Raw genomic sequence first — 14,907 nt, 5'->3', positions numbered from 1 at the left:
ACGGCTTCGCGATCAGATGCCCACCCCGGCCCGCGTCCGCTGAGCCGGTACGCCAAGTGCCTGTATGACCGCAACCTCTTCCTCCCTGATGGCCGGAGAGCCGCGTGCCCGACGGCGCCGGCAGGGAGGGGCAGCCGCCGGCTTCCGGGGGGTTGGCCGTGCAGCTGGTGTTGCGAGCGACCGAGTGCACCTGTGCGCCCTCCTGCGTGGCAGACACCGGGGGCGGTAGGAGGCGGGTCATGGTGGAGGTACGGATGCGCTCTGCGAGGAGGAGTACGGCATGGCCGGGTCTGGCGCTGGCGGTACCGAGGGCGTGGCGGGCGGCAAGTCGCGGTTCGACGACATCTACGACCGGCCAGATCCCCGCACGTACTTCAGGCGGCTGGCCCCGTTGGAGTACGAGATCCCGCACCATGCCCAGCCGGTCTTCCGGCAGGTCGCCGCTGAACGGGCCGCATTCGACGACGGCCGTCCCCACAGGCCGGCGGTGCTGGACGTGTGCTGCTCGTACGGGATCAATGCCGCGCTGCTCAACCACGACGTGACGCTGGCGGAGATGTACGAGCGGTACACCCTCCCCGCCTGCCAGACGATGTCGACCACGGAACTCGCGGCATGGGACAAGGAGTTCTATGCCGAGCGGCGCCGACCGGACGCAGGGCCGGTGTTCGGCCTGGACGTCGCGGCACCCGCCGTGCACTACGCGCTCGAGGCGGGGCTTCTGGACGCCGCCTTCACCGACGACCTGGAACAGGGCTCACCCAGCCCCAGGCTGAACCGCGCGCTCGCCGAGGTCGGCCTGATCACGCTGACAGGCGGCGGCAGCTATATCACCGCCCGAACGTTCACGGCACTGCTGGATGGTGCCCGCAGACCGGTATGGGTCAGCGCGTTCGTGCTGCGGACGGTGTCGTACCACCCGATCGTCCGGACGTTGGCCGCGCACGGTCTGAGCACCACCGTCGATGTCTCCCGCACCTATCCGCAGCGCCTCTTCACCGGCGAGCGGGAACGGCAGTATGCGATCGCGGCGGTAAGGGCGCTGGGCGGCGACCCTACCGGGCGCGAGGAGAACGGTCGTTTCCACTGCCTGCGCTATGAGTCCCGACCCGGTACACGGTGACAGCCGGGAGTGGAAAGACAGCGATCAGGTGGAGCCGCCACTTCGATCACGTCGCCGTGGACCGTGATCTCTTCGTGCATCTCGTCCGGTACGTCGAAGAGCACGTTGGCGGCCCGTTGGATCAGTTCGACCCGCCCGTGACACGATCGCGAAAGGCGGTGCTCACGGGGTACGGCCGGACGCCTGCGTGCTGACGGACCGAGCCGTCGGCCGCGGGCCCGGCATCGACGTCAACGCATGCCGGTCCGCCCCCGCCCAGCCGGTGCCGCCCTCCTCGGCTGAGGCCCGGGCGAGAAGGCCCTCTGCCTGTGCCACGGCAGCGGCGGCGTTCCGTTGTCCCATGAGGACGCAGAGTGTAGAGGCGGCGTCGTTCGAGCCGACGGTAGCTGAGCGGGCTCGCCGGATCACGCAGCAGAGCGGCCCATGCGGACCGGTAAACGTGAAGTGCCGTGGCGACGGTCCTGACGTGGGGCATCAGCATCGGGGCCGCGGAGGACGGTACGGCGGGGAGGATGCTCCCTCCGCCGACGGCGGCGGATGACGGTCAGGTCCGCTGTGGAGAACACGGCGAGGGCGGGACACGGTCCTGCCAGACCCGCCAGTTGTGAGGAAGCCGGGCTCCTGCCCGGCCCCGAGTGCGCCGACCATACGGCGAACAGCACCGCCGGGCCCGGCCGCCCAGAGCACGCGCCGTGATAGCTGACGTGACTCATGCTTGGAGCCGGCGCCGCCGGTCGTCGTGGCGGGCCATGACGACGGGCGGTGCCAGGCGGGCGGCCGGGCCGACGCCTGTCGAGCCGTGGCGCCTCCTCCTGCTCGCCTGGTGATTGCCAGGAGGCGCCCTGGTTACCCGGCGAGCAGGGGAAGCCTCACAGATCCTGGCGGGAGGTGCAGGGGAATGCGCCACGAGGAGTTCACCGGTCAGGTGCAGTCGCGGGCGCGACTGGACAGTCGTGGCGCCGCGGAAAGGGCGACCCGTGCAACGCTGGAAACGCTGGCCGAACGCATCCCCGCCGGGCTGGCGGAGAAACTCGCCGCCCAGCTGCCGCACGAGATCGCGGAGCATCTGCGGCGCATCGAGAAGGCGCCGGACGTTCCCGCCACCGGGGTGCACATGAGCGCACACGAGTTCTTCGAGCGGGTTGCCCAGCGGGAGGAGAAGAACTTCCCCAAGGCGGTCCACCACGCCCGCTCGGTGATCGAAGTGGTGGCAGAGGCCGTGCAGGGCAGCGTGACCGCAAAGATCCGCGAGTGTCTGGACGATGAGCTGGCCACCAGCCTCTTCGCCGGCAGTACCGGTAGCGCGCCGTCCCGCCGGCCTGGCGTCCGCCACCAGCCGCCGCAGCGGAAGGAGGAGTCACGCAAGACGGCGATCAAGCTGGAAAGCCCCGCCTTCGAGGACCATCACCGTCTTCCGCCCCAGTACACCGAGGACGCCGGAGACGTCTCACCGCCACTGGCCTGGTCCGGTGTGCCGGACGAGGCGACGGAACTGGTGCTGCTGTGCGAGGACGTCGACGCGCCGTCGGGCAGTTTCGTCCACTGGACTGTGGTCGGCATCGACCCCCACAGCCGGGGCGTGGAGGCGGGTCGGACCCCGCCGGGCGGCACGGCACTCGTCAACGGCTTCGGCCGACGCGGCTGGAGCGGGCCCAACCCACCGCCCGGGGAGCAGCCGCACCGCTATGTCTTCCATGTCTACGCGCTCGCACAGCCGTGCGTCCTGCCCGACGCCCCCACCGCCGAGCAGGTCCACGGAGCCGTGGAGAGGCGGGAACTGGCCGACAGCACGCTCGTGGGCCTGTACCGACACTGACACGAACACGACGGCACATGTGGCAAGGCGGTCGGTATCGGGCGAGCATCTCCCGGCGGCAGGCCCTCTGACGTCACCTGCGTCGTGCACGTGGACGAGAGCAAGGAGTACATCTCGTGAGGCTGCACTTCCTCGACTCCCTGTATGCCAGGCCGGGCCCGTACGCCTCCGTCTATGTCGACACCTCCCGGGACATCGACGAGCCGGACAGGGCGATCGAGCTGCGCAGGCGCCACACCCGCTCGGACCTGATCGAGCTCGGAGCCGACCCGGCTACCGCTGACGCCTCCGCCGAGGCCGTAGGGACCGATGCCGATCTGCCCGGCCGCCACGGCCAGGCGCTCTTCGCCACCCACGGCGAGCTGGTCCTCACCGAGGAGCTGCCCCAACCTCCCTCCGTGGACAAGACCAGGTACGCCCTGCTTCCCGACGCCATGCCACTGGCGCTGGCGCATGCCCCCGACATCCCGTACGCCGCCGCCGTCCTCACCCGTGTCGGACCAGAGGACAGCGACACCGCCCCCGAAGACGTGCAAGTGAAGCTGCAAACCGGGCGTTGGCCGAGCAGCGCGGTCGCCCCTCGCGCCCTGACCTCCCTGCGCATACCGGTCCATGGCTGGCACCGGGAGGCCGAGCGGCTCGCCGACGAGCTGGCCCACCTCGTCGACCTCGGCCACGCCGACACTCTCGTGGTGTGCGGCGACGCCTGGGCCCGAGGCGTCCTGGTCAACCGCCTGCCCGCCCCCGTACGCCACCGGGTGGCCACCGTCCCCCGCAACGGACAGGACGTCGAGAGCGGCCGGGCCCTGCTCGAGCCCCAACTCGCCGCCCTCTTCGGCGGCCGCCTCTCCGCCCACGACCGCGACCGGCTGGAGGGCTTCGCCGCCCAGCGCGCCCGCCACCCCGACAGCGAGGGCCTCCCCGCGACCATCGCAGCCCTGCAACGTGGCCGGGCCGAAGCCCTCGTGGTCAACCACCCCATCGAGCAGTGGCCTCGCATCTGGTTGGGTACCGACCCGGACCAGATCGCCCTGTCCGCCGCGGACCTGCAAACCTTCGGCGTCACCGGCTACGAGAGACAGTCGGCCGACGCCGCCCTGCTGTACGCCGCCGTGACCACTGGTGCCGAACTGATCGTCGTCCCCCGCGAGGAGACGCCTCTGGAGGACGGGATCGGCGTGCTCCTGCGCTACTGACACCCCCGACCCCGCCGGTGTCGATCATCGTGCCCGTCCTGAACGAGGAACGCGCGATCCGGACGGCGCTGGGCCGCCTGTGCCTCGACTTCCCCGACTGCAAACTCGTCGTGGTCGACGGCGGCTCCACCGACGCCACCGTCGAGATCGCCTCCCTGCACGCCACCGTGATCCACAGCGAGCGGGGCCGGGCGAAGCAGATGAACGCCGGGGCCCGGCACTGCTCGGGCGAGGTGCTGTGGTTCGTCCATGCCGACACCGAGATCGACCCGGCCGCGCTCGCCCAGATCCGTGCCGCGATGTCCGTCCCGGAGGTGGTGGGCGGCGGGAATTGGCCCGGCACCTGCAGGCGTGCCTGGACGGCGAGGCCGCTCACCGCCCGCCGGGTCGCCGCCCATGTCGACGACTGTCGGCGCTGCGGCCTCGAAGCAGCCGTCTACAGAGAGATCAAAAGCGCCCTGGCCCGCCAGGAGACCCGGACGTAACCACCCTGGCGCGGCTGCGCGCTTTCGGCACCGCTCTGCTCACCGCGGGTCCGCCCGAGGCGCAGGACGAGGCCGCCGGACTCGGCGTTGCCTGCCGAGGTGGTTCGTGAAATCGACAGCGCGCACACGCCGCGCCGAGCAGGGCCCGCCCGTCCCAGCCGGTAGCGGCACCGCCTGAAGGGCTGTCACCACAGCGGTGAGGATGGCCACTCAGCAGCGCTGCGTCCGGGGGGCAACGAGGGCAGATACGGTGCTTCCCGTCCCTTCGGGGGGTACGGCTGTCACGTCCTGTCAGCGGTCAGCACGTCGGCGAGCTCTCGTAGGTCCCGTGCGCTGTGGGTCGGCCGGGACATCGTCTGCGGGTAGACGGCCGTGCCCCGCCGCAGCCAGGCGCCGCCCAGCCCCGCCCGCAGTGCGCCGTCGACGTCCCAGGGATGCACGGCGACCAGCAGGGCCTGGTACGGCTGTACTCCGGTGTGCTCGACGGCGTACCGGTACGCGGCCGGGGCGGGCTTCCAGCACCGTGGCCCGCGCACGTCCAGCAGCGCCTCGAAGGACTCCAGGAGCCCCGCCTTGGCCAGCAGCCGCTCGGTCAGCGCGGAACTGCCGTTGGTCATCGTCACCAGCCGGAACCCGGCCGAGCTCAACCGCCGTACGCCGTCCGGGACATCGGGGTGCACCTCCACATGGGCGAACCCGTCCAGGACGTGCCGGGCCGCGGCCTCGACGTCCCCGGCCCACCCCTCCACGCCCGGCAGCAGCGCCCGCAGCCCGTCCAGGGCGACGGACGCGAAGTCCGCGTACGCTCCCGCGGCCGTGAGCGCGAACCCGTCCCGCAGCACCCCGGCGAACCAGGTGGGCATCAGAGCCGCGGGGGCTCCGACGTCCTCGAAGCGGACCCGCAGCGGGCTGAGGTCACTGAGCGTCTCGTTCACGTCGAAGACCAGGACCTGCGGATCCCGGTGACCGTCGTCGGGCATGGTGTCCTCCGTAGACGCGGGTCCGCGGTCGGCCTCGGCCGGGATGTGCAGGTCGGTGCGGACGTAGTGGTTGAAGCAGTCGGTGTAGAGGTTCACGGTGACGTGCGCGAACGCCTCGGTCAGCTGTTCCCGCGTCCAGCCCGCCGCGACGGCGCCGTCCCGGGTGGTGTCGGAGACCTCGCCGGCGTCCCCGGCGATCTCCCGTACGAGCCGCCTGGCAGCAGGAGCAGTCGTCCGCGGCGCCGACGGCCGGAGCGATCGCCTCACGGGTCCGGGCGTCGAAGGTGCCGTGCTCGGCGATCGCGGCGCTCATCGCCGTGTACGCCGCCGGCGCGACCGGCGAGTGGGCCATCTCCCCCTGGATGTTGAGCACCTTGCCTCCGCCAGGCGGCGCAGCGCCTCCTGGCTCTCCTCGGGCGCCGTGTCCACCGTGTGCACGGGAATCCTGGGCACAAGACCCTCCCTACCTGCCCTCGTCCTCGTCCTCGTGGTGCGCGGAGCCGACTGCGCGCGGAGACGCGGACGACAGTAGCTGTCGTACATCCGCTGCCCGAGCAGGACCATCTCGCCGAAGATCGTGCCGGGCGTGGTGATCGCGGTGGTCAGGGCGCGGCCGTCGGCGGAGACCCGGAAGATGCGGACCCGGCCGCGTTTGAGGATGAACAGCGCCTCGCACGCCTGGGTCGGCGAGTACAGCATCTCCCCGGCCGGGTACGTCTTCATCGGCGCCGCGGCGGCGATGGCCTCCATTTCCGGCTCGGACAGGTCGCAGAAGACGTCGACCTCGGCCAGACACCAGGTCCTGTCGGCGTCGGCGTCCGGCCCGGCGCCGATCACGTGGTGTGTCTCCTCGCGTCGTCCCGGCGCCCAGGGCGGCGGCGCCGCGCCCCATGCCGGGCTGCCCAGCGCGTCGGCGCTCTCGGCCAGACAGTAGGGCACCGGCCCCCCGTCCGGGGTGCTGCCGCGCGGTGCAGCACCCCCGTGCGGCAGGTCCGGGCCGTCGGGCCGCGGAGGCGGTATCGGCGTCATCCCCCTGCCGGGCCCGTGCGCTTGGCCGTCATCTGGGCGATGCAGGAGAAGGTCAGGCCGGCCAGCAGCCCGAACACCAGGTGGCCGCCGAGGCTGGACTGGGTGACGGCGTTCCACTGGAAGACCGGCATGCCCATGTTGGCAGGCATGATCCACAGGGCGCCGAGGAACCACCACACGGCGCCGTACACCAGCCCGAGCACGACGGCGGGCGCCATCCTCTGGGCGAACTGGCCCAGCAGCACGCCGAACCCGATCCCGGCGAAGACGGAGATGCCCAGGTGGATCAGCCACCCGACCAGGGCGTTGGTGGAGCCGAGCAGACCGGCGACCATGGTGATCATCGCTGTGTCCATCATCGGCCGGGACACCGACATCCAGATGCCGAACCCGATCCCGCCGACCAGACCGGCCGCGGCACCCCACACCGCGTGGACCGGGATGACCGCCGTGCTCGGGGATACCCGAACGGTGGTTGCCATGATCTTCAAGTCCTCTCGCTTCGGGTTCCTGACTGTCGCTTTTGACGCTAGGACTGGCGGCATGTGCAGGTATGTGACGGCGCTTACGTACCAGCCGGTAGAGGATGCGGCCGTCAGGGGGATTTCCTGCCCGTGATCAGGACATGGCCGAGGGTTCCGTCCGTGACGGCCGCGTGGGCGGCCCGGGAGACGGCCGGGGCTGCGTCCGGATCCATGCCGGGAGTGCCGGGACGGGGCGGTGTCGGTCAGAGGGCGGAGCCCACGGGCCCCTCCCACGCCGGGGGAAGCGTCCTGGCGGCGCGGGCGAGCCAGGAAAAGAGAACCCGCACACCGGCTCGCCCGCGGTCAGTGCCACGGTCGGCGCGGTTGCGGCAGCACCCGCCGACAGCTCGTAGGCGGCCGGAATCCCGGACATGCGCCCGAAGGAGGCGAGCCGACCGTCATCGCCGGGCACACCGCGCCCGGAAGGACCCGCAGCACCACGATCCGAACGCTGTGCCCGATCGGAGCCGAGAACTGTAAGCGCGCTCACCGAGGACGCGCCTCATGGGGGAGAGCATCAGCAGCACAGGAACCAGGAACCAGGAACCAGGAACCAGGAACCGGGTTCCGGGTTCCGGGAGCGACCGCCGGGGCGGATCACCGCGCTGGGACCGGTGGTTCCCGGTGGGTCACTCGTATCCCGGGCGGTCCAGCTCCTGAGGGCGGCAGGGGTGTGGTGCGATCAGGGCTGGCACACCTGGCGTCCGCGGTGCGGCTGGGCTGGGCGCCCTCGCAGTACGCCGGGACGGCGCACCCCCGACGTACGCGGACGGGCCCTGGCACACCGCGACCCTCGACGCCCACCACAGGCTCGCCCGCAACCGGGGTGTCATCGGCCGCCTGCTGGGGCTGCGCAGGAGGATACGGCGATGATCCTCCGGCTGCTGGGCGGGAGCGGACGTCGCCCGGCCTGCGCAGCGGTGGAACCCATACATGCGTCGGCCGCCCTCACCACCCCCACACACAGCAGGAGCAGAACCGATGGGAATCGTCGCGAGACTGCGCTCCTTGGAGCGCGCCACCCGCCCCTACGACCCGGAGTTCGTGGCGGCCATGGAGCGCCGCTGGGCCGAGCTGCCGGACGGCGTGAAGACCCCCGCGCAGATCATCGGACAGCACGGGGTGGGCTGCGAGGGCACCCACGGCGTCTTTCCCAAGTGCAACCTGAAGTGCACCCCCTGCTACCACTCCCGCGACGCCAACGCCGTCCGCGTCGACGGCCCAAACACCCGTCAGCAGGTCGCCGCCCAGATGGGGCTGCTCCGCAGGCTGCGCGGACCGCGCGCCCACACCCAGCTGATCGGCGGTGAGGTGAGCCTGCTGGCGCCCGACGACCACGCCGCGACCTTGCAGATCATGCGGGAGCACGGGCGGGAGCCGATGAGCTTCACCCACGGCGACTTCGACTACGCCTACCTCGAACGGCTGGCCCTCGGCCCGGACGGCAGGAGGCGGTTCACCCGGTTGTCGTTCGCCGCGCACTTCGACAAGTTCATGTACGGGCGGCGCGGCATCGAACGCCCGCCCAGCGAGCAGGCGCTGAACCCCCACCGCAAGCGGTTCGCGCAGATGTTCGTGCGGCTGCGCCGCGAGCACGGGGTCCGTTTCTTCCTCGCCCACAACATGACCGTCACCCCGGGCAACCTGGACGAGGTCGCCGGCGTCATCCGCGACAACCACGCCGCCTGCTACGGCATGTTCTCCTTCCAGCCCGCGGCGTTCATCGGGGACGAGCGGCGCTGGAAGGAGCAGTACCGGGCGGCGACCCCGGACGCGGTCTGGGCCGAGATCGAGCGCGGCGCCGGAACCCGCCTGGACCACAACGTCTTCCACAACGGCGACGTACGCTGCAACCGCACCGCCTACGGCTTCTATGCCGGAGGTCGCTGGTTCCCGTTCCTCGACGGCGACGACCCGCGTGACCTCGCCGTACGCGACGCCTTCTTCCGCCACCTCGGCAAGGTCAACTTCACCGGCACTCCGCCCGCTCTGCTCGCGGCCAGGCTGCTGCGCGTCGTCGCTCGCCACCCCGTCACCATCGCCGCCGCGCTCACCTGGTTGGGCCGAACGGTCCGCCGTGTGGGCGTCGGCAGGCTGGTGCGCCATGGCTTCCGCGTGCGGCCCGTGACGTTCGTGATGCACATGTTCATGGACGCCGCGGACGTCGCCCCGGCCTGGGAACTCATGCAGCGCGGGGAGACGAGCGACGACCCGAGGCTGCGCGAGACGCAGGAGCGGCTGGCCGCCTGCCAGTACTCCATGGCGCACCCGGAGAACGGCACCCTGGTACCGGCCTGTGTGCAGCACTCGGTCCTGGACCCGGCGGAGAACGCCGAGTTGCGCACGCTGCTGCCGATCGTCGAAGTCCGCACGTCCGCAGGGCAGAAGCCAGGGAAGAAGTAGGTCCGTACGTCCGCAGGGCGGAAGTCAGGGAAGAAGCAAGGAAAGGGGAGGAACCCGGATGCGCATCGGCGTGATCACCGGCTCGGGCAGCTACGACTGGCCCCACCTGGAGGATGCCACGACCCGCAGCGTCACCACCGAGTACGGCGAGACCCAGGTCACCGAGGGGCGCCTCAAAGGGGCTGAGATCGTGCAACTGTCCCGGCACGGCGTGGGCCATCGCCGCCTGTCGCACCAGGTCGACCACAGAGCGAACCTGGCGGCGCTGCGCGCGCTCGCCGTGGACGCGGTGCTCTCGCTCACCGTGTGCGGGGCCGTCGACCCGGCCGCCGCGCCCGGCTCGCTGGTCGTCTTCGACGACCTGTACTTCCCCGCCAACCGGCTGCCCGACGGTTCCGCGTGCACCTGGTACGACACCCCGGGGCAGGCGGGCCGCGGCCACTGGATCTTCGACCGCCCGTTCAGCGAGCCGCTGCGCCAGACGCTGATCGCGGCCGCCGCGCAGACCGGGGCGCCGGTCGTTCCGCGCGGTGTGTACGGGCACGTGGACGGGCCGCGCTTCAACTCCCGCCCCGAGATCGCCGCCCTGGCCGCCGTCGGCGTCACGGCCGTGAGCCAGACCGCCGGCCCGGAGGCGGTCCTGGCCGGGGAGGCCGAACTGCCCCTGGCGCTGGCCGGTTTCGTCACCGACTTCGCCAACGGCGTCGCGCCCGAACCCGAGCCGGTCGAGGCACTGCTGGCGCGCATGGCGGCCGGCAAGGACACCTTCGCCCAGCTGGTCGGCCACGCGGTCGCAGGGCTGGACGCGGTGGCACCCGCCGGGTTCGTCCACCGGTTCGACTCATGAGCCTGTCACCCGCTCCCGCCGTCGTGGTCATGGCGAAGGCGCCGAGGCAGGGCATGGTCAAGACCCGGCTGCACCCATTGCTCGGGCCGCAGCGGTGCGCGGCCCTGCAGACCGAACTCATCCGCCACGCCCTGGAGACGACATCCGGCTCCCGCTGGCGGACCTACCCGGCCCACACGCCGTACGGCGGCCCGGACGACGGGCGTCACCTGGCACCGGTCGGTGTTCGTCTGCTCGTACAGCGCGGTGCGGACCTCGGGCAGCGGCTCGCCGCCGCCGTCACCGACGCGTTCGCCGACGGCGCAGGCCCGCTGGTGGTCATCGGCACCGACGCGCCCACCCTGACCGGGGACCACGTGGCCTGCGCGTTCGCCGCCTTGGAGAGCCGGGACGTGGTGCTGGGCCCGGCGCCGGACGGCGGCCACCACCTGATCGGCCTGCGCGCCCCGCACACCGGTCTGTTCGCCCTCGACCCGGCCTGGTGGAGCACGGACAACGTCCTGGCCGCCACCCGCGCGCTCACCGATGACGCGGGGTTGCGCACCGAACTCGGCACGCCCCTGCGGGACCTGGACACCCCCGAGGACGCGGCCGCTCTGCTGGCGGACCCGGCGCTGCCGCCCGGGATCGCGGCTCTGCTCAAGCCGACGGAGACCGTATGACACCCCCGACCCCGCCGGTGTCGATCATCGTGCCCGTCCTGAACGAGGAACGCGCGATCCGGACGGCGCTGGGCCGCCTGTGCCGCGACTTCCCCGACTGCGAACTCGTCGTGGTCGACGGCGGCTCCACCGACGCCACCGTCGAGATCGCCTCCCTGCACGCCACCGTGATCCACAGCGAGCGGGGCCGGGCGAAACAGATGAACGCCGGGGCCCGGCACTGCTCGGGCGAGGTGCTGTGGTTCGTCCATGCCGACACCGAGATCGACCCGGCCGCGCTCGCTCAGATCCGCGCCGCGATGTCCGACCCGGAGGTGGTCGGCGGCGGACTGACCCTGCGCTTCGACCGACGCGGCCCGGGCCTGAACTACCTGGCGTACACCTCCAACGCCCGCGCCCGCCATCTGCGGCACATCTTCGGCGACCAGGCGATGTTCATCCGCCGCGGCGTCTTCGACGAACTCGGCGGCTTCCCGGACCTGGCCATCATGGAGGACCTGGAGATGTCCCGCCGCCTTGCCCGCCGCGGCACCCTGGCCGTGCTGCCCGCCACGTCCACGGCCTCCGCGCGCCGCCTGGTCGAGCACGGCGTGTGGCGGATGATCGTCTTCATGCAGTACCTGAAGCTGCTGTACTTCGCGGGCGTCGATCCCGAGCGCATCCGCCGCCGCTACGCCAAGGGCCCGCCCCGGCTCCCGCGGCGCGGACGGAAGGCGGCCGTCCCCCGGCGGGTTCCCAGCCCGTGACCGTCACCGTGCCCGTGCCACCTTGGAGACATCTGACATGCGGATCGCAGTATGCGGCGGCCCCTACGGCAACCCCTACGCCCTGCGGGCCTTCGTGGACGACGCCCGCGCCCGCGGCGCCGAACGGCTGTACTGCCTGGGCGACCTCGGCGGCTTCGGCGCCGAGGTGGACGCCCTGTGGCCGATCCTGACCGGCAACGACATCACCTGCGTCGCGGGCAACTACGACGTGGCCATCGCCCGCGGCGACACCGACTGCGGCTGCGGCTACCGCGACGCGAAGGACAACGAGTTCGCCCAGATCGTCTACGACCACACCCTCGCCACCACCGACCGCGCCTTCGCCGCCTGGATGGGCGACCTGCCCACCGAGCGACGGGAGACGGTCGACGGCGTGGAGGTGCACATGGTGCACGGCTCCACGCTCGCGCTGAACGACTTCTGGTGGGAGTCCCTGCCCGAGGAGCAGCACCGGCGGCGGGTGGCGGCGTCCGGCGCGGACGTGATCCTGTGCACCCACAGCGGCCTGCCCTGGCAGCGGCGGACCGGCGACACGCTCACCGTCAACGTCGGGGTCCTCGGCAAACCCGCCAACGACGGGCAGCGCAACGTCTGGTACGCGCTCCTCGACCTCGACGACGGACACGCGACCGCCGAGCTGATCCCGCTCACGTACGACTGGCAGGCCCAGGCCGCCTCCATGCGCGCCGCCGGACTGCCGGAGGTGTTCGTGGAGACCATCGAGACCGGCTGGTGGACCACCTGCCTGGAGATCCTGCCGCCGCACGAGCGCGCCCGCGGCCGCTACCACCTGTACCGCTCCGCCCTCCCCACCGGCTTCCGTCCCGCCGCCGACGGCTGGGGCCCCGACCCGGGTCCGGACCTGGATGGTGACCGCCCGGTGGTACCGCTGTTCGGCAGCCCGTACTTCCCCTCCCGCCTGTGGATCTACACCAACTTCCACTGCAACCTGGCCTGCGACTACTGCGCCGTCGCCTCCTCCCCGAGGGCCACCCCGCGCACCCTGCCCGCGGACCGGTTCCGCGCCCTGGTCGAGGAGGCGGTCAAGGCCGGTTTCACGGAGCTGTACGTCACCGGCGGCGAGCCCTTCCTCCACCCCGGCATCATCGAACTGCTCGACCACGCCTCCGCCCAGCTGCCCACCGTCGTCATGACCAACGCCATGCTGCTGCGCGGCCGCCGCGCGGACGGCCTGGCCGGCCTCGCCGACCGCAAGCTCACCGTCCAGACCTCCCTCGACGGCGCCACCCCGCACGCCCACGACCTGCACCGCGGCTCCGGCTCCTGGCGACGCACCATGGACGGCATCCGCCACCTGATCGACCTGGGCCTGCCGCCCCGCGTCGCGCTCACCGAAACCCCCGAGAACACGCACGAGATCCCGGCCGTCGCCGCCCTCCTCGCCGAACTCGGCCTGCCGGCCGCCCACTTCGCCGTACGTCCCCTGCTGCGCCGCGGTCTCGCCGACACCGGTGCCGAGATCGGCGAGGACTCCTCCGTCCCGGAGCTGACCGTCACCGCCGACGGCCTGCACTGGCACCCCGCCGGAGCCGACCTCGCCACCAGCCCCGACCTGCACCTCGCCCCCGCCGGCACCCCGTTGGAGCAGGGCAAACAGCTGGTGACCGAGCGCTTCTTCACCGCCCGCCTCGCCGACGGCAGCCTGCCCCGGCCCGTCCACTGCGCGATCTGACGCTCGTCCCGGGAGGACCAGCCCATGCCCACCACCCCGCACGTCGCGATCCTCGGCGCCGGCCCCGTCGGCCTGGACGCCGCCCTCGCCTGCGCCGACGCCGGATGGCCGTTCACCGTCCACGAAGCCTCCGGTGCCGTGGCCGCGCACGTACGCGCCTGGGGACACGTCCGCCTGTTCACCCCCTGGGAACTGAACGTCTTCCACCGGATGCGCGCCCACCTCGGCGACGTACCGCAGGACGGCGTCTGTCCCACGGGCGCCGAACTCGTCACCCGGCTCCTCCGGCCGGTCGCCGAACTCCCCGCCCTGACCGGTCGTATCCGCTACCGCACCCGCGTCGCCGCGATTGCCCGCACCGGCCTGCTCAAACACGAACAGATCGGCACCACCGCCCGCGCCCTGGCCCCCTTCACCCTGCTCCTCGACACCCCCGACGGCGAGGACACCGCGGAGGCGGCCCTGGTCCTGGACTGCACCGGCACCTACGCCCACCCCAACACCCTCGGCGACGGCGGCATCCCCGCCCCCGGCGAACGCGCCCTGGCCCACCGCATCACGCGCACCATCCCGGACACCGCCGACCCCGACCGCTGGCGGGGCACCGTCCTGCTCGTCGGCGCCGGAAAGTCCGCCCAGACCGCCGCCCGTGACCTCGCCGCCCTCCCCGGCACCCGACTGGTCTGGGCGGTCCGCAGCGGGGCCCCCGACTGGGGCGCCGTCCCCGACGACACCCTGCCCGCACGCCAGGACCTCGTCGACACCTCGCAGGCGCTGGCCGACGGGGCATGCGACCGCGTCACCCTCCACACCGGCGCCCACGTCCGATCCCTCCATGCGCAGGGCGACCGCATCCGCGTCCGCCTGGCCACCACCACCAGCCTCCGGGAGGTGCTCGCCGACCATGTCGTGTCCCTCACCGGCTACACCGGTGACCACACCCTCCACCGCCAGCTCCAGGTCCACGAGTGCTATGCCACCGGCGCCCCCATGAACCTTTCCGCCGCCCTCCTCGCCGCCTCCGGCGCGAGCACCGACTGCCTGGCACAGCCCGCCCCCGGCATCGACCAACTCCGCACGCCAGAACCCGGCTTCTTCATCCTCGGTGCCAAGTCCTACGGCCGCCTCAACACCTTCCTGCTGCGCACCGGCTACCAGCAGGTCGACCAGGTCGTCGCCGCGTACGCCGCACCGGCGCACGCGCGTGCGGCCGAAGAGGCCGCGGCGCCCTGACCCGGAGCCCGGCCGGGAGCTGAGCGGGATCCCAACTGCGGACTGAGGACGGGAGGCGTTGACATGAGCGACCGGCCTGCCCGTCCAGTGGCATCACATCTGGGAGAACGACCAGGACGCCGCCTACGTCCGCTGCGTCAACCACTGTC

The 14,907-nt window shown here is 72.1% G+C and carries 14 protein-coding genes; 10 read left to right on the top strand and 4 right to left on the bottom strand.

Annotated features, from left to right (window positions below):
* Window positions 1-280: 280 nt before the first annotated feature.
* Entirely contained in the window at window positions 281-1,123 is an 843-nt protein-coding gene (locus tag KWI83_RS17960; protein WP_218515368.1) for a hypothetical protein, read from the top strand.
* A gap of 162 nt (window positions 1,124-1,285) precedes the next feature.
* Here KWI83_RS17960 and KWI83_RS40320 read toward each other — a convergent pair whose 3' ends face one another.
* Window positions 1,286-1,531 carry a DUF5133 domain-containing protein gene (locus tag KWI83_RS40320; RefSeq protein ID WP_374106324.1) on the bottom strand — a complete coding sequence of 82 codons (246 nt, stop codon included), beginning with the start codon at window positions 1,529-1,531 and terminating at the stop codon, window positions 1,286-1,288.
* Between the two features lie 490 nt (window positions 1,532-2,021).
* Here KWI83_RS40320 and KWI83_RS40010 point away from each other — a divergent pair, with 490 nt between their 5' ends.
* From KWI83_RS40010 to KWI83_RS17935, 3 genes are all read left to right on the top strand, one after another.
* Window positions 2,022-2,939, top strand: coding sequence for a YbhB/YbcL family Raf kinase inhibitor-like protein (locus KWI83_RS40010; RefSeq protein WP_308122094.1), 918 nt, complete (start codon window positions 2,022-2,024; stop codon window positions 2,937-2,939).
* 116 nt (window positions 2,940-3,055) lie between these two features.
* On the top strand, window positions 3,056-4,135 hold the full coding sequence (locus KWI83_RS17940) for a hypothetical protein (RefSeq protein ID WP_218515366.1): 1,080 nt from the start codon (window positions 3,056-3,058) through the stop codon (window positions 4,133-4,135).
* 17 nt (window positions 4,136-4,152) lie between these two features.
* Complete coding sequence (locus KWI83_RS17935; protein WP_218515365.1) at window positions 4,153-4,620, top strand: glycosyltransferase; 468 nt, start codon at window positions 4,153-4,155, stop codon at window positions 4,618-4,620.
* A gap of 281 nt (window positions 4,621-4,901) precedes the next feature.
* On the opposite strand, the gene KWI83_RS17930 is transcribed toward KWI83_RS17935, so the two are convergent.
* From KWI83_RS17930 to KWI83_RS17915, 3 genes are all read right to left on the bottom strand, one after another.
* Window positions 4,902-5,867: a haloacid dehalogenase type II gene (locus KWI83_RS17930; protein ID WP_308122093.1), complete on the bottom strand. Its 966-nt coding sequence runs from the start codon at window positions 5,865-5,867 to the stop codon at window positions 4,902-4,904.
* Window positions 5,868-5,909: 42 nt separating this feature from the next.
* Complete coding sequence (locus KWI83_RS38705) at window positions 5,910-6,539, bottom strand: cyclic nucleotide-binding domain-containing protein (RefSeq protein WP_308122092.1); 630 nt, start codon at window positions 6,537-6,539, stop codon at window positions 5,910-5,912.
* An 86-nt stretch (window positions 6,540-6,625) separates the two neighbouring features.
* Window positions 6,626-7,111 (bottom strand): hypothetical protein, encoded by a 486-nt coding sequence (locus KWI83_RS17915; protein ID WP_218515364.1) that lies wholly within the window; start codon window positions 7,109-7,111, stop codon window positions 6,626-6,628.
* 1,023 nt (window positions 7,112-8,134) lie between these two features.
* Between KWI83_RS17915 and KWI83_RS17910 the strand changes: the two genes are divergently transcribed.
* From KWI83_RS17910 to KWI83_RS17885, 6 genes are read left to right on the top strand one after another with little or no spacing between them, the layout of a single operon-like run.
* Window positions 8,135-9,556, top strand: coding sequence for a radical SAM domain-containing protein (locus KWI83_RS17910; protein ID WP_218515363.1), 1,422 nt, complete (start codon window positions 8,135-8,137; stop codon window positions 9,554-9,556).
* Between the two features lie 58 nt (window positions 9,557-9,614).
* Window positions 9,615-10,403 (top strand): MTAP family purine nucleoside phosphorylase, encoded by a 789-nt coding sequence (locus KWI83_RS17905; RefSeq protein ID WP_218515362.1) that lies wholly within the window; start codon window positions 9,615-9,617, stop codon window positions 10,401-10,403.
* Entirely contained in the window at window positions 10,400-11,065 is a 666-nt protein-coding gene (locus KWI83_RS17900; protein WP_218515361.1) for a TIGR04282 family arsenosugar biosynthesis glycosyltransferase, read from the top strand. The genes KWI83_RS17905 and KWI83_RS17900 overlap by 4 nt, the downstream gene beginning before the upstream one ends.
* Entirely contained in the window at window positions 11,062-11,811 is a 750-nt protein-coding gene (locus KWI83_RS17895) for a TIGR04283 family arsenosugar biosynthesis glycosyltransferase (RefSeq protein WP_218515360.1), read from the top strand. The genes KWI83_RS17900 and KWI83_RS17895 overlap by 4 nt, the downstream gene beginning before the upstream one ends.
* Before the next feature lie 37 nt (window positions 11,812-11,848).
* Entirely contained in the window at window positions 11,849-13,525 is a 1,677-nt protein-coding gene (locus KWI83_RS17890; RefSeq protein WP_218515359.1) for a radical SAM protein, read from the top strand.
* A 24-nt stretch (window positions 13,526-13,549) separates the two neighbouring features.
* Window positions 13,550-14,758: an NAD(P)-binding domain-containing protein gene (locus KWI83_RS17885; protein WP_218515358.1), complete on the top strand. Its 1,209-nt coding sequence runs from the start codon at window positions 13,550-13,552 to the stop codon at window positions 14,756-14,758.
* Window positions 14,759-14,907 lie beyond the last annotated feature (149 nt).

The organism is Streptomyces sp. TRM70350 (assembly GCF_019219825.1).
GTDB lineage: Bacteria > Actinomycetota > Actinomycetes > Streptomycetales > Streptomycetaceae > Streptomyces.
This window is presented reverse-complemented; position numbering and strand designations above follow the sequence as displayed.